This window comes from Micromonospora sp. NPDC047753, assembly GCF_040642735.1.
GTDB lineage: Bacteria > Actinomycetota > Actinomycetes > Mycobacteriales > Micromonosporaceae > Micromonospora.
In genome coordinates this window covers 1-15,730 of the sequence record NZ_JBEYSL010000102.1, presented here as the reverse complement: position 1 = coordinate 15,730, position 15,730 = coordinate 1, and the positions used below count along the sequence as shown (strand labels likewise).

17 protein-coding genes, 1 tRNA gene and 2 pseudogenes are annotated in these 15,730 nt (G+C 68.3%); 8 read left to right on the top strand and 12 right to left on the bottom strand.

Going from position 1 to position 15,730, the window contains the following annotated elements:
- Nucleotides 1-1,818 (top strand): hypothetical protein (locus tag ABZ749_RS11840; RefSeq protein WP_357226403.1); only part of this gene is annotated, 1,818 nt, incomplete at its 5' end.
- 134 nt (nt 1,819-1,952) lie between these two features.
- A pseudogene (locus ABZ749_RS11835) lies at nt 1,953-2,765 on the top strand (IS5 family transposase).
- Nucleotides 2,766-3,143: 378 nt separating this feature from the next.
- On the opposite strand, the gene ABZ749_RS11830 reads toward ABZ749_RS11835, so the two are convergent.
- Complete coding sequence (locus ABZ749_RS11830; RefSeq protein ID WP_357226400.1) at nt 3,144-3,479, bottom strand: HEAT repeat domain-containing protein; 336 nt, start codon at nt 3,477-3,479, stop codon at nt 3,144-3,146.
- Nucleotides 3,480-3,619: 140 nt separating this feature from the next.
- Between ABZ749_RS11830 and ABZ749_RS11825 the strand changes: the two are divergent.
- Together ABZ749_RS11825 and ABZ749_RS11820 are read left to right on the top strand one after the other, a co-directional pair.
- Nucleotides 3,620-3,962, top strand: a pseudogene (locus ABZ749_RS11825) (transposase); the annotation flags it as partial.
- A gap of 94 nt (nt 3,963-4,056) precedes the next feature.
- Entirely contained in the window at nt 4,057-4,677 is a 621-nt protein-coding gene (locus ABZ749_RS11820) for a hypothetical protein (RefSeq protein WP_357226396.1), read from the top strand.
- Nucleotides 4,678-5,070: 393 nt separating this feature from the next.
- Here the strand turns inward: ABZ749_RS11820 and ABZ749_RS11815 are convergent, their stop codons facing one another.
- The 3 genes from ABZ749_RS11815 to ABZ749_RS11805 form a co-directional block, all read right to left on the bottom strand.
- Nucleotides 5,071-5,496, bottom strand: coding sequence for a DUF6188 family protein (locus tag ABZ749_RS11815; protein ID WP_357226393.1), 426 nt, complete (start codon nt 5,494-5,496; stop codon nt 5,071-5,073).
- 80 nt (nt 5,497-5,576) lie between these two features.
- The gene (locus tag ABZ749_RS11810) at nt 5,577-5,891 is read right to left on the bottom strand and encodes a hypothetical protein (RefSeq protein WP_357226389.1); all 315 of its coding nucleotides are present in this window, start codon (nt 5,889-5,891) and stop codon (nt 5,577-5,579) included.
- A gap of 6 nt (nt 5,892-5,897) precedes the next feature.
- The gene (locus ABZ749_RS11805; RefSeq protein WP_357226384.1) at nt 5,898-6,248 is read right to left on the bottom strand and encodes a DUF2716 domain-containing protein; all 351 of its coding nucleotides are present in this window, start codon (nt 6,246-6,248) and stop codon (nt 5,898-5,900) included.
- A gap of 38 nt (nt 6,249-6,286) precedes the next feature.
- Here ABZ749_RS11805 and ABZ749_RS11800 point away from each other — a divergent pair, with 38 nt between their 5' ends.
- Nucleotides 6,287-7,387, top strand: coding sequence for a hypothetical protein (locus tag ABZ749_RS11800; RefSeq protein WP_357226382.1), 1,101 nt, complete (start codon nt 6,287-6,289; stop codon nt 7,385-7,387).
- Nucleotides 7,388-7,744: 357 nt separating this feature from the next.
- On the opposite strand, the gene ABZ749_RS11795 is transcribed toward ABZ749_RS11800, so the two are convergent.
- Nucleotides 7,745-8,101, bottom strand: a complete 357-nt coding sequence (locus tag ABZ749_RS11795; RefSeq protein ID WP_357226379.1) for a hypothetical protein — start codon at nt 8,099-8,101, stop codon at nt 7,745-7,747.
- A gap of 34 nt (nt 8,102-8,135) precedes the next feature.
- Between ABZ749_RS11795 and ABZ749_RS11790 the strand changes: the two genes are divergently transcribed.
- From ABZ749_RS11790 to ABZ749_RS11780, 3 genes are all read left to right on the top strand, one after another.
- Complete coding sequence (locus ABZ749_RS11790; RefSeq protein ID WP_357226375.1) at nt 8,136-8,621, top strand: hypothetical protein; 486 nt, start codon at nt 8,136-8,138, stop codon at nt 8,619-8,621.
- A gap of 48 nt (nt 8,622-8,669) precedes the next feature.
- Nucleotides 8,670-8,795 (top strand): hypothetical protein, encoded by a 126-nt coding sequence (locus tag ABZ749_RS11785; protein WP_357226371.1) that lies wholly within the window; start codon nt 8,670-8,672, stop codon nt 8,793-8,795.
- Nucleotides 8,796-8,926: 131 nt separating this feature from the next.
- Complete coding sequence (locus ABZ749_RS11780) at nt 8,927-9,094, top strand: hypothetical protein (protein ID WP_357226368.1); 168 nt, start codon at nt 8,927-8,929, stop codon at nt 9,092-9,094.
- Nucleotides 9,095-9,169: 75 nt separating this feature from the next.
- Here ABZ749_RS11780 and ABZ749_RS11775 read toward each other — a convergent pair.
- From ABZ749_RS11775 to ABZ749_RS11745, 7 genes are all read right to left on the bottom strand, one after another.
- Nucleotides 9,170-9,243 (bottom strand) — tRNA-Pro (locus ABZ749_RS11775).
- A gap of 213 nt (nt 9,244-9,456) precedes the next feature.
- Nucleotides 9,457-10,863: a ribosome biogenesis GTPase Der gene (gene der / locus ABZ749_RS11770; RefSeq protein ID WP_347664889.1), complete on the bottom strand. Its 1,407-nt coding sequence runs from the start codon at nt 10,861-10,863 to the stop codon at nt 9,457-9,459.
- Nucleotides 10,860-11,540: a (d)CMP kinase gene (gene cmk / locus ABZ749_RS11765; protein WP_357226363.1), complete on the bottom strand. Its 681-nt coding sequence runs from the start codon at nt 11,538-11,540 to the stop codon at nt 10,860-10,862. Before cmk ends, der begins: the two co-directional genes overlap by 4 nt.
- 195 nt (nt 11,541-11,735) lie before the next feature.
- Nucleotides 11,736-12,506 carry a pseudouridine synthase gene (locus tag ABZ749_RS11760; RefSeq protein ID WP_238659881.1) on the bottom strand — a complete coding sequence of 257 codons (771 nt, stop codon included), beginning with the start codon at nt 12,504-12,506 and terminating at the stop codon, nt 11,736-11,738.
- Nucleotides 12,493-13,581, bottom strand: a complete 1,089-nt coding sequence (scpB, locus tag ABZ749_RS11755; RefSeq protein WP_357226358.1) for an SMC-Scp complex subunit ScpB — start codon at nt 13,579-13,581, stop codon at nt 12,493-12,495. Before scpB ends, ABZ749_RS11760 begins: the two co-directional genes overlap by 14 nt.
- Complete coding sequence (locus ABZ749_RS11750; RefSeq protein ID WP_357226354.1) at nt 13,574-14,629, bottom strand: segregation/condensation protein A; 1,056 nt, start codon at nt 14,627-14,629, stop codon at nt 13,574-13,576. Before ABZ749_RS11750 ends, scpB begins: the two co-directional genes overlap by 8 nt.
- A gap of 41 nt (nt 14,630-14,670) precedes the next feature.
- The gene (locus ABZ749_RS11745; RefSeq protein WP_030487987.1) at nt 14,671-15,594 is read right to left on the bottom strand and encodes an AAA family ATPase; all 924 of its coding nucleotides are present in this window, start codon (nt 15,592-15,594) and stop codon (nt 14,671-14,673) included.
- Nucleotides 15,595-15,730: the final 136 nt, after the last annotated feature.

The window sequence follows — 15,730 nt, the reverse complement described above, 5'->3', positions numbered from 1 at the left end:
GGAGGCCAGCCACCAGCCGTCACTCTCAGCGAGCTTGGACACAATGGCCGACTCGCGCGTGCCAAATCAGGCACGAGGGATTGGCTGAAACGTGGGGCCCATCGGCGGGAACTGAGCATCGCGGGCCTCGGTTCGGTGCTCCTCGCTGTCGCGATGATCTGGCTGATTCCGCCGTACGCGGTTCGCGTGATGACTTCCGGCGCCAAGACTGTGCCGATCGCCAACCCGGCCCACACCATCGTCGGTGACGCGGGTGACCCGACGGCCCAAGCATGGCTGGTGGGATGGGGTGGCCACGCTCTCACCCACGGTCTGCGTGGCCTGTGGGATACCAACGCCTTTTATCCCGACAAGTACGGCCTAGCCCTGAACGACAGCCTGCTCGGCTATGCCCCGGCAGGGCTGATAGGCAGCGGTGTAGTCGGCGCCGTGCTGCGCTACAACATCCTGTTCGTGCTGGCTTTCGCGCTCGCCTTCCTCGGCGGCTACGCGCTCCTGCGCCAGCTTGGCGCGAATAAGGTCGCCGCCGCGGTAGCCGGGGCCGCCCTCGCCTACGCGCCCTGGCGCTACGGCCACGACGGCCATTTGAATATTCTCTCCACCGGTGGCATCACGCTGGCCCTGGCGATGCTGGCGCGCGGCCACGGACTCTCGTTCACCCGCGGCTACCTTGCCGAACGAGTCCGACCGGGCTGGGCGTTCGCTGGCTGGCTGGTCGCGGCCTGGCAGGTCAGCCTTGGCTTCGGCGTGGGGCTTGGATTCGTATACGTCCTCGCCGCCCTCTGCCTGATCACACTGACAGCCTGGCTGATCCACCGCCCACGCCTTCGCCGCCGGCTGATCGTCAGTGATCTGATCGGCGGGTTGGTCTTCACCGCGGTGACCGGATACTTCGCGTACGCGTACCAACACGTGCGCGAGCTCAACCCACATGTCACCCGGGACTGGGATTACGTCGCGTTTTTCTCCCCGACACTGCGCGGACTTCTCGTGGCTCCGCAGTCCTCGCTGCCCTGGGGCACCCTCCACAACGAGGCCCGCATCGCTCTTGGTGGCGCACCCACTGAGAAAGTGCTGCTATGCGGGTATGCACTGTATTTACTGGCCTTCGCCGGCCTGTTCCTATCCCGCTGGTCACCGGTGCAACGGCTTCTGCTGCTGTTTGGGGCGGTCGTCGGAGTGTTGTTCGCGCTAGGCACGAACGGGCCGATCTACCGTCTGCTCTATCTTTACGTGCCCGGGTTCGACGGATCCCGTACACCAGGGCGGTTGATCTTGTGGCCCACTATCTGCCTGGCCATTCTCGCGGCCGGCCTGGTTACCCAACTAGCCGAGGTGGCTAGCAGGGGCGCCAAGCCGAAATGGTCGGTGGAAGAGGCACGGCTACTGACCGTTCCGTTGCTAGTCCTCGTGCTAGCTGAGGGCCTGCCTGACCTGCAGCACCCCCAAACCCCAGCCAAACCGGCCGCGATGGCGCTAGCCTCCGCGCACGCTCCGACCATGGTATTGCCGTCCGACGACGGCATCGACCTCCACGTCCTACTCTGGTCGACCGACGGTTTTCCCGCAGTGGTCAACGGTGCGGCCAGCTACACCACACCCAACCGTCAGGCGATCCGCGACGTTATGACGACCTTCCCCAGCCAGCAGGCCTTGGATCGGTTGCACCAGCTCGGCATCCGCAGCGTCGTCCTGCTGCGCGACCGGGTCCACGGCACCCCATACGAACCACTGCTCAACATCCCCGACGTACCCGGCATCACCCGCCACGACGTCGGGCCAGACGTGGTTTACACCATCGACGCCAACACGAAGTGATGGTGGGCGTGTCCTCGGGATACCGCGACGGCTAGGGCGTCCTGCCGATCTTGTAGCGGTTAATCGTTGACGATGTGCCGGTGGTGCGTCGTGGTGAACTGACTGACGAGGCGTGGGCGGTGATCGTGCCGCTGCTGCCGGAGCCGGGCGCTGCGCGGGGGCGGTGGCGGGATCGCCGACAGGTCATCAACGGGATTCTGTGGAAGCTGCGCACGGGGGCGCCGTGGCGGGACCTGCCGGAACGCTTCGGCCGTGGAAGACCTGCCACGAACGGCTGCGGCGGTGGACCGCGGATGGCACCTGGGATCGGATCCTCGCCGCAGCGCAGGTCCATGACGACGGCACACCGGTGCAGTGGACGATCAGCATCGACTCGTCGGTCGTGCGGGCGCACCAGCATTCCGCTGGCGCCCGCAAAAAGAGGGCTCCCTATCAAGTCCGGCGACGCCTGGTGCGCAAGATGGCGAGGCTATCGGCCGGTCTCGAGGCGGACTGAGTACGAAGATCCACCTCGCCGTCGACGGACGCGGCCGGCCGCCGTCGATCCTGCTCACCCCTGGCCAGGCCGGCGACAACCCGCAGTTGCTGGCGCTACTGGACGCGATCCGGGTCAACGAACCTGGACCCGGACGGCCCCGTAAACGTACCGACGTGTTGATCGCCGACAAGGGTTACGCGCACGACTCAACCCGCCGAGCGTTGCGGCAGCGCGGGATCCGGCACGTCATCCCGGAACGGTCCGACCAGGTCGCCCGTCGGATCGCCAAGGGCGGCGCCGGCGGCAGCCACCAGCCTTCGACAAGGTGATCTACCGAAACCGCAACCTGGTGGAGCGCTGCTTCAACCGCCTCAAGCAGCGGCGTGACCTGGCCACCCGCTACGCCAAACGCGCATCCCTCTACCGCGCCAGCCTCGTCCTCATCGCCGCCATCGTTTGGCTCTCATGAGCACTCGGATGGCTCATCCGGGATCACAAGCTCGTTCAATCCATCGATCACCCGAACGCCGAGACCCCAACGATCGGCCAGATCGGTGATCGTTGCGTACTCCTCACCTGCCAGCCGCACCCGGTAGTCGAAGACGTTGGCACAGAGCGTGTCCAGCCCGAGCTGCTCCTCACCGCCAACACTTCAACCAGCGAGTCCGCGAGCCGGGGATCCAGGGGTGCGCCCACCTCGGCCTCAGCCTGGGGATCCGCCCGTCCCGATAGCGCCTCGACCAGACGCTGAAAGCGCCGTTGATCCTCGGTCCGGTACACGGCTGAAGCATGTCATGACCAGGACTGCCGATCCATGATCGACAGGACATGCCCTAGTCCGGTGGTGTTAGCGGATCAAACCCGCCGATCGTGCTCGGTATAGCTGGTGACGTGCTGGTTTGGTGTCGAGTTGTTCGAGGCCCCTAATGGCCCAGTCCCGTAGCGATTCGTCGTCGCTGTGAAGTTGGGCAACCAGCACGGGCAGCGCGTCCGCTGAGCGTGTTTCGCCGATGAGTTCAAGCATCCAGCAGCGCAGGCCGTGGTTGGGTTCGCGGTTGAACTCGGTGATCAGCTCTTGGAGGTGCTGCGCGGCGTGGGGTCGCAACAGGTGGAATCCGTCTTCCTGCTTTTGCGGGTCGCGGCTCCGCATCAACCGCATGGCGTGCAAGAACTGGTTCGCCACGTCGTCTCCGGTGGGCCGCCGCAAGTGGAGCGCAGCTGCCGCGTGATCCTCGATGGTTGGTGAAGACAACCGAAGATCGTGCATTGTCCGCAGGTCATAGCGTAGACCTTGCCGGGTGGCAGGTGGGGTTCGAGGTTGCCGTGCAGCGGATCGCGGGCCGGTTCAACCCGGAGTGAGCCGCGGCTTGCCGCGCGGGCGTTCGTGACTGGTCTGTTGTCGCAAACCGAGCGCAAGACGTGCTGGCAGCTGGCCGAGCAGGCCGGTTATCGGCAGCCGGCGCCGTTGCAGCGGTTGCTGCGCACCGCGGTCTGGGATGCCGAGCAGGTCGTCTCCGACGTGCAAGGCCTGCTGGTGGAGCGGCTCGGAGATCCGCAGGGCGTGTTGATACCGGATGAGGCCCGGTCCGTCAAGAAGGGCACCACGTCGGTGGGTGTGCAACGGCAGTACACCGGCACCGCTGGGCGGATCGAGAACAGCCAGGTCCGTGCCACTTCTCAGGCTGCTGTCCACCGCAGGCGAAATCGCACTCGAAGCGGTGTCCCATCTAGCTGCGGCGCTGCCGGGGCTACGATCGGCCATGCAGTTCGGGAGCTCGCAGTTGGCTGAGGCCGCAGCCTTGGAGGCTGCCTTCCCACGTCGTCTAGGCAATGACGTACGAAAGGCGTTGGCCGTCCTACCGCCGGCGCCGCACGCGCCGACGTCGCCGTTCCGTGTGCTGGTCGATGGTGAGCCGGTCGTGATTCCATACCGGGTCTACTCCGACGAGCCGCCCGTTGCCGCGGAGGCAGCGCTGTCTGCCACCCAGCGTGCGGTGCTGGATTGCTTGTACACCCGACATCACGATGGCCGGGTAAGGCAGCGGCGGCTGGAACGGGCCGTCGGCTTGATCCAACCGTGGGTGGCGCCGTTCGTGGTGCAGTTGGTGGGCGAATACGTGGACGAGATCCTGTTGGTCATTCGGCGTGTTCTCGAGCCGAAGCTGGTTGTTCCGCAAAGCCCGGCGGACGCCGTCTACGGGCGATTTACCGCCGCGAACCCGGCCTTCGTGACGCTCACCGACCAGCGGGCTGCCAGCTACTGGGACTGTCACCACCGTCGGCGCTACCCCATGCTGAGCGACTACCCAGGTCACGCCTCGGTGGCAGCGCTGCGGGCGGCGGCAAAGCGGTGCGACGTCTCGGACCGTGATGCATGTTAGCCGACGTTCCACGCCCCGCCTTGATGCCGCACGCAGTCGGCATCAAGATGATCGCGTGGTTTCTCGGATGGCTCCGGGCATCCACATCATGCCAAACCAGGGATGGGCGCCGTAGGTCTCTGACATGCCGGCACTAAGCGGCCCAGGAGCGGCGGGGTCTTCAGCGATTCCGCGTCGGGTCGTGGTCGGACGTGGCGCCAGCATCCGCCCACGCCCCCTGCCCCCTGCCCCCTGCCCCCTGCCCCCGCGCATAACCGACGTCATGGCAATGCCCGCGACGGTATCGAAGGCGCTCAAGGCGTTCCACACAACTGTCGGACTCCACTTGATGCGTTACGGATCGCTGTCACTTGATTCGTGACACTTCCGGCCAGACGAACTTTGTTGTGGATGTCAGCCGATGTGGGGTGGTTCGGGCTGGGGAGCCGGCTGCCAGTCGGTTTCCCCGCCTGGGCCGACGGTTATCGGGTCGACTCCCGCGCCGGTGAGGTGCCAGGACTCGTAGTGGTGATCGGGGCCGATGTGTAACTCGGCGCCGTTGTCGAAGGTCAGGTGGAGGGCGCCGTTGCCGTGGATCTCAACGCTGCTGATGGTCTGGCCGAACAGGTCCAGGACGGGTGCCAGGCGGGTGCCCGTGCCGGGGTCAAGTTCGTGCCATTGCCCGCCCGGGTCGCGGAGCAGGAACGGAGTTTCGATGGCCAGTTCGGCGTCGACACGGTAGCCCTCGTCGGGGTCGAGCGCGGAGAGGCTGAGCCGGACCTGGTAGTCGAAGGCTGTTCGGTCGACACGGCAGCCGGTCAACGGGGTGGGAACTCTCATCGGGCCTGCCCTGATTCAGTGCCTGTCGGCGTCACGCGCTGGCGTGGTGGTTCGGGCTTGCGGACCTTGAATCTAGCGATCTACTTGGTCGTGGTGCGGGGGACTTCGGTGAGGAGTTGGTCGCCGTCGTGGACGCGGAAGGTGGTCTCGGCGTCTTCGACAGTGAGCGTTTGACCGGCGTGGCCGATGCCGACGTGGATGCGTTGGCCGGCGATCACGAGGACGCCGCGGCTGCTGACGCGGCGTTCGACGCGGAGTGGCTGGGTTGCCGGGGTGGGTGAAGGTCCGGCGGGGCGTGCGTCGCGGATGCGTGCCTGCTCGGCCGGGGTGAGCGGGTTGGGCAGGCTGCGGAGCAGGGTCCGGTCGGTGTCGAGCAGGTGCAGAACGCCGTTCATCGGTAGTTACCCGCTGAGTAGGGGCACGAGCTTCGGCATCAGGTGTGATCCGAAGACGCACAGCGTCTGCTCCCACGGGTGTCCGAACGTACCTTCGGTCATGTCCTCTGTCAGGAACGCGTAGTAGTCCCGTCTGGAAAGACCTCGACCCGCACGCTGCGTCCTCGCAGACGACGTGCCGGTGAGGCCAGAACCAAAAGCTCGGGTGCTGCCAGTCCAGCACGACACGCCGCTCCGCAACTTTGCTCTGCCTCCTTCACGCAAGGATCTCCCGGGGCCGGTCGCTCGGCAGTCCCCTGCTCGAGGGAAGCGGCTCCCATCCCCGTGGGAGGTGCATGCGTTCCGGAGGACGGACATTCGGTGCGGCCCTTCGATCCGACGACGAATGAGAAGCGGTGACTGATATGCCGACTACCGCTCGACGGGCACGGCACTGGTGGGCCGGCTGGCCGCGGTGGTCCGGGACCGTCGCCGCCGTGGTGTTGACGGCGTACGGCCTCGCCTCGGCCGGTTGGTTCGCCGGCGGACCGTACGTCTTCGCCCGCCCGGCCAACCCGGACAACACCTTTCCCGACCACTGGCTGGCCGACCTGCCACCGGCCCTGGTCGAGGGCGTGACGCTGGGGTTTTGCGTCATGCTGGTCGCCGCGCTGCTGCTCATGCGCCGGCGGGTCGCCGGGCGGGTGCGTCCGGTGCTGCTGGGCGTCGGCTGGCTGGCGGCGGCCTTCCTGGTGCTGGTGCTGCCGGGAACGCAGGCGCTGGACGCCATCCCCGGCCTCAACCTGCTCAACCTGAAACGGCTGGACTGGCCGACCGTCCATCTGGTGCTGCTCGCGTACACCGGATACGCCCTCGCCGCGGCCACCCTGGCGTACGGCCGGGCCACCCGTGGCGGCTGCGAGAACTGTGGCCGGGACGGCGGCGCCGAGTGGTCGCGCCAACGATGGGCCGTGGTCGGCCAGGTCGCCTCAATCGCGGCGTTACTCGCGCCGCTCGGCTACGCGATCGTCCGGCTGTGCTGGGCAGCCGGCATCCCGGTGGGCACCACCGAGGAGTTCCTCGACACGATCAACGAAGCCAACCCGGGCAACGGCACCATGCTGCTTGAGCTGACCCTGGCCGGCATGGCGCTCGGGGGCGGCGTCCTCTGTTTCGGGCTCACCCGGCCGTGGAGCCAGGTGTGGCCGGGCTGGGTGGTGGGCCTGGCCGGTCGGCCGGTGCCCCACTGGTTTCCGGTGGCGATGGCGACCGTGTGCGGCGCCGCTCTCTTCGGCTTCTGCGCTCTGCTCGTCCCCGATCTGGTCCGGTTCGCCGCCGGCGAGCCGGTCTACTACACCGGGACCACGGTACGGACGAACTGGCTCTCCCATCTGCCTGCGGTCTCGCTGCTGCTGTGGGGTGCCCTCGTTCTGGTCTCGGCCGCCGCCTACCACTACGGCACGCGGGAGCGCTGCGCCCACTGCGGCAGCGCCGGTGACCATGGTCAGGGCCGGTAGCCGTACAGGAAGGTCCGGACGCAGCCAGGCACGTCGGGGTCGCCAACGAACACCTCTGGGATCCGAAGAACGGAAGCTGCGGCTTCGTGTTTACGGAAGCTGGGTTATCACACAGCCGGGCTGCGTGGCGCCAACTTGCCTCGTCATAAGTCCCCTCATGACTCAGGCATCCTGATCTGCCGCGAGTCGCGGGCCCTACGAGGTGGCGGTGGAGCAACGGCAATCGGGTGAAACCCGCGACTCGCCACCGTCGGAGACGGCTGCGGCCCACAACAGCAGGAGGAACGAAGCATCGCCCGGTGACGCACCCGGCCGACCGGACAAAGGGCGTCGTCCCGGCCTGAGTATCCGATGGGCTCAGGCTTTGGGGGTCACCCGGACGACGCTCGCTCCGCCAACGACTCCGCCATCCTCATGCACGGCGAAGATCAGGTTGTAAGACCCGGGCGGCGCATCCTCCGGAATTGGAATGACGCTGACCGGTCGTTCGCCCGCCGCACCCGATGGCCTTACTGGCTGGGCCTCGAAGTTCACCTCTCCCAGAGCAGGCCGAGCTGTGCCCCCGGCAGCGCTCTTCAGTTCGCTGACGTCCCCGTATGGGCCAGTCAGACGCGCAGTCAGCTCGACCTGCGTCGGCTTCGCGGCGGGGTCGGTCCCTGGCTTGACGATCCAGTGAACCGTCATCTCCTGGCCAGGCTGGTACACCGTGTCCACGTCCTTGCCATCGCAACACGTGTAGGTCGCAGGGGTGCCTGCTGCGGTGGTGGACCGTCCGGAGCCGCAACCCGATATGACCGGCAAGGCCAAGCAGGCAACGGCCGCCACAGACCAGCACGTTTTCATGAGCATGAGCGTAAGGGTTGTCCTCGAACGTGCCGACGATCGCAACGTGAACCCGACCCGTCGCAGGCAGTTCGATCACCTCGGTACCGCCAGGCGCGAGCTTATCTCCTGGGCAGCTGCCAACGAGGTACCGCTAGCGCGCGTGGAGTTCGTCGTCCCGATTGTCCCGACCGACTTCGACGCGGCAGTGTGGCTGCTCTTCGACACCCACGCCAACGTGGCACGCTGCGCCAGCAACGGCGTCACGGCAAGACTCGAACAAGAATTCCGGACGATCCTCACCCGTAGCGGATATCCCGCCGACTGGCTCGCCGGTACCTCGTTTTTCGTTGACTCTCACGAGAACGTTGAACGCAACTACGAAGGTAGCTACCTCTACCGCCTGCGGTAGAAGTAGCACCCGTGCTGTAGCCGCCGTCAGGCGCGCACAACCGAGATCGTGGAGCCGAACCTCGCTCCGCTGACCTACGCCACGTACGAGACGCTGAGCCGCCTCTACATCGTTACGGGCCTCAGCGCCAAGCGACTCGACGGACGGCTGTCAGTACGAGACGTTCAGGCCTAGCTCAACAAGGTCGCGAAGACCTGCCAGTGCTGCGACCAGGAGAACGATGAACGCGGCCACCGAAGACCCGCTAGTGCTGCGCGGCTGGCCGGTGCTACCAGGACCTTCCCACGGCTCGCACCATCAAGGAAATGCGCGCCGCCCTCCGCTCGGCACTCTCTCAGGCCGAAGTGGAGGATCTGGTCGCAAAGAACCTCGCGGCCCTGGTGAAGCTCACACCGATGGAGATCTACAGCCAAGTCTCGTCCAAGACGACCTGCGAAGCCCTGCGGAGGCTGGGCGAAAGCCTCGACCAATGAGCCGTTCCTGTACTTCGCTGCTGTACAAGATCAGAAATGGCCATCCGGAAGAATCCGAATGGCCTCTGAGCTGCGTCGGGACGGCCGGATTCGAACCGACGACCCCTTGACCCCCAGTCAAGTGCGCTACCAAGCTGCGCCACGTCCCGCCCCCGCGCGGTTTCCCCCGCGGCAGCCGGTACAGCTTAGCGCAGCAGCCCCGCTCCGTCCGCACAGGCCCCACCGGCGTCGGCGACCTAGCCGAACCACCGCACAGCGAACCACCGCACCACCCCTAAAGCGTCCTAGGAGGGTGGGGTTGGATGGACAAATGCCGGATGGGCAGGATCGCCCATCCGGCATTTTGGAGAGCTACAACTGCGTCAGCCGTGCGCCTTGCCTCGGCCTCCGGGGCCGAGCTTCTTACGCGGGCGGACCGAGATCTCGATCGGGCTGCCCTCGTACCCGAATTCCTCGCGGAGCTTGCGCTCGACGAAGCGCTGGTAGCCGGCGTCGAGCGGGCCGGTGGTGAAGAGCACGAACCGTGGCGGCGCCACACCGGCCTGCGTCGCGAACAGGATCCGCGGCGCCCGTCCACCACGTACCGGGTGGGGGGTGGCCTGCACCAGCGCGGTGAGCCACTGGTTGAGGTGCGCGGTCGGCACGCGGGTTTCCCAGCTGGCCAGCGCCTTGTTGAGGGCCGGGGCCAGCTTGTCCACGGCACGGCCGGTCATCGCCGACAGATTCAGCCGGATCGCCCAGGGGATGCGGCGCAACTCCCGGTCGATCTCCTTGTCCAGGTAGTACCGACGGTCGGCGTCGACCAGGTCCCACTTGTTGAACGCGATGACCAGCGCCCGACCCGACTCGGTCACCATCGACAGGATCCGCTGGTCCTGCTCGCTGATCGGTTCGCTGGAGTCCAGCAGCACCACGGCCACCTCGGCGGCCTCGATCGCGCCGGCGGTCCGCAGGCTGGCGTAGTACTCGGTGCCGCTGGCCTTGCCGACCCGCTTGCGCAGCCCGGCCGTGTCGACCAGTTGCCAGGTCTGACCACCGATCTCGACCAGGCTGTCCACCGGGTCCACTGTGGTGCCCGCCACCGAGTCGACGACCGCCCGCTCCTCGCCGGAGAACCGGTTCAGCAGGCTGGACTTGCCGACGTTCGGCCGCCCGACCAGCGCCACCCGGCGCGGCCCACGCGGACGGTTCTCCACGATCGCCGGTGCCTCCGGCAGCGCGGCGAGGATGGCGTCCAGCAGGTCGCCGGAGCCGCGCCCGTGCAGCGCGGACACCGGGAACGGCTCACCGAGACCGAGTGACCACAGCGAGGTGGCCTCCATCTCGATGGAGTTGTTGTCGGCCTTGTTCGCCACCAGGATCACCGGCTTGGCGCTGCGCCGCAGCATCTTCACCGCGGCCTCGTCCACGTCGGTGGAGCCCACCATCGCGTCGACCACGAAGAGCACCACGTCGGCGGTGACGACCGCTGTCTCGGCCTGCGCCGCGATGGCCGCGGCCCGGTCCTTCGCGTCCGGTTCCCAACCGCCGGTGTCCACCACTGTGAACGCCCGGCCGTTCCACTGCGCGTCGTACGGGACGCGGTCGCGCGTCACGCCGGGGACGTCCTCGACGACCGCCTGCCGGCGGCCGATGATCCGGTTGACCAACGTCGACTTACCCACGTTGGGGCGACCGACAACGGCCACCACCGGCTGCGGGCCGCTCGGTTCCTCGACGGCGACGTCGGGCTCCCGCAACTCGACCCATCCACCACCATCGCTACTCATGCCACGCCCCGCTCGGTGAGCAGCTCACGCAGCCGCGCCACGACCTCGTCGATGCCCAGCTCGGTGGTGTCCAGCACCACCGCGTCGGGCGCCTGGGCCAGCGGGTTGACCTTGCGGGTCGAGTCGAGACGGTCCCGCCGGGCCAGATCGGCGGCCGTGGTCGCCACGTCGGCGGCGTCCTCGGCGCTGCGCCGGGCGGCCCGGGCCGCCTCGGAGGCGGTCAGGAAGACCTTCAGGTCGGCGTCCGGTGCCACGACCGAGCCGATGTCGCGACCCTCGACCACCATCCGACCAGCGTTGGCGATCATCTCGCGCTGCCGGTTGACGAGCAGCTCACGGACAGCCGGCACGGCGGCGACGGCGGAAACCGCGCCGGTCACCGCGGCGCCACGGATGTCGGCATCCACGCCGACCCCGTCGACGGTCACGGCGTACCCCTGCGGGTGGGTGCCGATGCGCAGGTTGACCTCGCCGGCGACCTTCGCCACCGACGCGGTGTCGGTGAGATCCACGCCGGAGCGCAGCACGGCCCACGTGATCGCCCGGTACATCGCCCCGGTGTCCAGGTAGCGCGCACCGATGCTCGCGGCGAGCCGCCGCGACACGGTGGACTTACCCGAACCGGACGGCCCGTCCACAGCGACCACACATCGCCCGGCCCGTACGTTTTCCTCCACCGTGTCCTCCTCAGCCCGTACCTCGCGGATCGCCCGGTGATCTGGCGCCGCAAGCGGTTGTCAATCGTCATCAATCATGCCCGGGTCCGTTGGCGGACCTACGCGCGACGCCGCCGGAGGCGACCCACGCCACCCGGGCGGCCGCGTCCCGGCCATCGGTGGAGCCTACCGGCTGCCGTACCCCGAACTCGGGGGTCAGTCACCCACCGCGTTGAACAGGGCGGCGACCTCGGCGTTCGTCAACCGCCGGATCCGTCCGGTCCGCAGTTCACCCAGCCGGATAGGACCGATCGAGGTACGCACCAGCCGGGTGACCGGGTGCCCGACCTCCTCCATCAGCCGTCGGACGATGTGCTTGCGGCCTTCGTGCAGGCTCAGCTCCACCTGGGCGGATTTACCCAGAGTGTCCACCACCTTGAACGAGTCGACCTTGACCGGCCCGTCCTCCAGCTCGACGCCGGCCAGCAGCCGCTTGCTCAGGTTGCGCGGGATCGGCCCGACCACCTCGGCCAGATAGGTCTTCAGCACCTCGTACGAGGGGTGCATGAGCTTGTGCGCGAGAGTGCCGTCGTTGGTGAGCAGCAGCAGGCCCTCACTGTCCGCGTCGAGCCGCCCCACGTGGTAGACCCGCTGCTCCACCCGGTTGCCGATGAACTCGGCCAGCTCGTTGCGCCCCTTGTCGTCCGCCATGGAGGTGACCACCCCGCGCGGCTTGTTCATCGCCACGTAGACCAGGCGGATGTCGACCTGGAGGCGCTCCCCGTCCACGTGGATCACGGAGGTGGCCGGGTCGACCTTGTCGCCGAGCTTGGCGACCCGCCCGTCCACGGTGACCCGGCGGCGGAAGATCAGGTCCTCACAGGCGCGCCGGGAACCCACGCCGGCGGCGGCGAGCACCTTCTGCAGACGCTCAGCCCCCTCGTAGACGGGCGCGTCGGGTTTCGGGGAACGGTTATCGGGTCGCATCAGCAAGCTCTTCTACGTCGTCGGGCAGGAAGGGTGCGAGGGGCGGCAGCTCGTCGACGGTGTTCAGCCCGAGCTTCTCCAGGAACAACGTGGTGGTCCGGTAGAGGAACGCCCCACTGTCCGTTTCGGTGCCGCACTCCTCGATGAGGCCACGGGTGACCAGCGTACGGATGACCCCGTCGCAGTTCACACCCCGGATGGCTGAGATTCGCGAACGGGTCACCGGCTGCTTGTACGCAACCACGGCGAGCGTCTCCAGCGCCGCCTGGGTCAGCCGCACGGACTGCCCGTCCAACACGAACCGCTCAACGTACGTAGCGTATTCCGGCCGGGTGTACAGCCGCCACCCGCCCGCCGCCCGCCGCAGCTCGAACCCGTGCCCGGCCGCCGTGTAACCGGCGGCGATCTCGTCGAGCATCGGCCCGACGCGCTCGGCGGGCTGCTCCAGCACCTGGGCCAGCACCAGCTCGCTGACCGGCTCGTCGACGACCAGCAGGATCGCCTCCAACGCGCCGCGCAGCTCACTGTCGGACAGCTCGGGCGCGGGCTCCGGCACGACCGTCGCCCGCCGCCGTCCCGCCAGCTGCCGTCGGGGTACGCCCGCAGCGTCACCCGACTCCCCCACCGTGCCGTCCGTCACCCCGCCGAGGTCCGGGCCCGCCGAGCCCACGTCGCCCGCCGCCGCCTCAACGCGATCCGCCTCAACGCGAGCCGCCTCAACGCGATCCGCCTCAACGCGATCCGGCTCACCCGGGCCTACCTCGTCGGAGGCCACCTCAAGGAGATCGGGCCCACCTGCGGCCACCTCGACAGGGCGCGGCTCACCCGGGCGCACGTCGTCTGGGCCCCGCCCATCCGGGTCAACCTGCGTAGAACCCGGCACGTCCAGGTCCGGCTCGGCGGCTTCTGGCGCCGGTCCGGGTGCTGCCGCTGCGGGCTCCTCGGTCTCCGGTGACGCGGCTGACCCGTCCGGCTCCGTGGGGGTGTCGGCGGCGGGCGGTCGGGGGCGCTCCCACGGGGGCACCCAGGCGGCGGCCTGGTCGGCCAGCGAGTCCCGACGTTGCTCGTCACTCATCCCGCGCACCCTCCGTCGTTCCCGTCCCGTCCGACCCGTCGGCCTCCCCCGTCGGCACAAGGTCAGCCCCCGCCGGGCCAAGCTCAGCCCTCGCCGATTCAGGCGCATCCCCGGCAAGCTCAGCCCCCGCCGGCTTAACCTCTGCCCCCGCCGACTCAGGCAGCTCAGGCCCCGGTGACTCGGGGTCGGCCGGGCTGCCGGCGTACTCGTCGACGTGCAGCTCGGTGTCGCCGTCGGCCGGGCCGGTCCACCGCACGGTCAGCTCCTCCAGGGCCTGCTCCTGCACGAACGACACCAGGCCCTCCCGGTACAGCTCCAGCAGCGCGAGGAACCGGGCCACCACCTCCAGGGTGGCCTCGCAGTCCGCGCAGAGCAGCGAGAACGTGGCGGTGCCGGCCCGGCGCAGCCGGGCGGCGAGGATCGCGGCGTGTTCCCGGACACTGACCCGGACCATGTGCACGTGGGCGATGGAGACCTCCGGCACGGGCTTCGGGGTCATCGCCTTCACGGCCAGCTTCAGCAGCCGTTGGGGGCCGATGCCGAGCACCAGGTCGGGCAGCGCCTCGGCGTAGCGGGCCTCCAGGCTGACGGCGCGCGGGTAGCGTCGGCCGCCGACGGCCTCCAGCTCGGCGATGTGCGCCGCCGCCTCCTTGTACGCCTTGTACTGCAACAGCCGGGCGAAGAGCAGGTCCCGTGCCTCCAGCAGGGCGAGGTCGGCCTCGTCCTCCACCTCGGCGGCGGGCAGCAGCCGGGCCGCCTTCAGGTCGAGCAGGGTCGCGGCGATGAGCAGGAACTCGCTGGCCTCGTCCAGGTCCCAGTTGTCGCCCATCGCCCTGATGTAGGCGATGAACTCGTCGGTGACCGTGTGCAGGGCCACCTCGGTGACGTCGAGTTTGTGCTTGCCGATCAGTTGCAGCAGCAGGTCGAACGGGCCGGTGAAGTTGGCCAGCCGCACCGTGAAGCCGGTAGCGGCGGGATCGACCGGCGGCACACCGTCGACCACGGCCGCGTCGGCGGTCTCGGGTGGGTCGAGGGGTGGCGCGGTCACCGGACGACCGTAGTCCACGAGGCGGGCACGGGACGTTCCGGCTACCGCTCCGACTGGGCGGCGATCACCTCGCGGGCCAGCTGACGGTAGTTACGTGCCCCGGAGGAGGCCGGGTCCATCGTCGTGATGGGGGCACCGGCCACTGTCGACTCGGGGAACTTCACCGTCTTGGTGATGACCGTCTGGTAGACCTTGTCGCCGAACGCCTCCACCACCCGCTGGAGGACCTGGCGGCAGTGCGTGGTGCGGCTGTCGTACATGGTGGCGAGGATGCCTTCGAGCTCCAGGTCGAAGTTGAGTCGCTCGCGCACCTTGTCGATGGTGTCCAGCAGCAGTGCCACACCCCGCAGGCTGAAGAACTCGCACTCGAGGGGGATGAGCACACCGTGCGCGACGGTCAACGCGTTGATCGCCAGCAGGCCGAGTGACGGCTGGCAGTCGATCAGGATGTAGTCGTACTCCTTGCGGACCGTGCGCAGGACCCGGGCCAGGGCCATCTCCCGCGCGACCTCGTTGACGAGTTGGATCTCGGCGGCGGAGAGGTCGATGTTGGCCGGCAGCAGGTGCAGCCCCGCGACGTCGGTCTTGATGACGACGTCCTCGGCGATGATGTCGTCCTGCATGAGCAGGTTGTAGATGGACAGGTCGAGATTGTGCGGGTTGACGCCCAGCCCCACCGAGAGCGCGCCCTGCGGGTCGAAGTCGACGAGCAGCACCTTGCGGCCGTATTCGGCGAGGGCGGCACCCAGGTTGATGGTGGTGGTCGTCTTACCGACGCCACCCTTCTGGTTGGCCATCGCGATGATGCGCGCGGGGCCGTGCCGGTCGGTGGGCATCGGCTCGGGAATGGGCTTGCGCATCGTGTAGGCAGCCGGGTCCGCAGGACCCAGGTCCGCGCCGAGCGTGGCCTGCTGCTCGCGGAGCTCCGACGTCCAGGTCTCGGCACGGTCACCGTTGCCAGCCATGTGCTCGTTGCCCCCTCCCGACGACCCACCCGGCGTCGGAGCCACCGGGAGCGGCAACGCCGACGCGGCCACCACTGGCGACAGTGGCGTGACGGACCGGGACGCGGCGAACGGCGACGCGGCGAACGCCGACGGG

Bases quoted from the DNA above. Each gene is read 5' to 3' on its own strand.
- ABZ749_RS11820 (WP_357226396.1), top strand. From the start codon at position 4,057: ATGCAGTTCGGGAGCTCGCAGTTGGCTGAGGCCGCAGCCTTGGAGGCT.
- ABZ749_RS11815 (WP_357226393.1), bottom strand. From the start codon at position 5,496: ATGAGAGTTCCCACCCCGTTGACCGGCTGCCGTGTCGACCGAACAGCC.
- ABZ749_RS11810 (WP_357226389.1), bottom strand. From the start codon at position 5,891: ATGAACGGCGTTCTGCACCTGCTCGACACCGACCGGACCCTGCTCCGC.
- ABZ749_RS11805 (WP_357226384.1), bottom strand. From the start codon at position 6,248: ATGTCCGTCCTCCGGAACGCATGCACCTCCCACGGGGATGGGAGCCGC.
- ABZ749_RS11780 (WP_357226368.1), top strand. From the start codon at position 8,927: ATGCGCGCCGCCCTCCGCTCGGCACTCTCTCAGGCCGAAGTGGAGGAT.
- der (WP_347664889.1), bottom strand. From the start codon at position 10,863: ATGAGTAGCGATGGTGGTGGATGGGTCGAGTTGCGGGAGCCCGACGTC.
- ABZ749_RS11760 (WP_238659881.1), bottom strand. From the start codon at position 12,506: ATGCGACCCGATAACCGTTCCCCGAAACCCGACGCGCCCGTCTACGAG.
- scpB (WP_357226358.1), bottom strand. From the start codon at position 13,581: ATGAGTGACGAGCAACGTCGGGACTCGCTGGCCGACCAGGCCGCCGCC.
- ABZ749_RS11745 (WP_030487987.1), bottom strand. From the start codon at position 15,594: ATGGCTGGCAACGGTGACCGTGCCGAGACCTGGACGTCGGAGCTCCGC.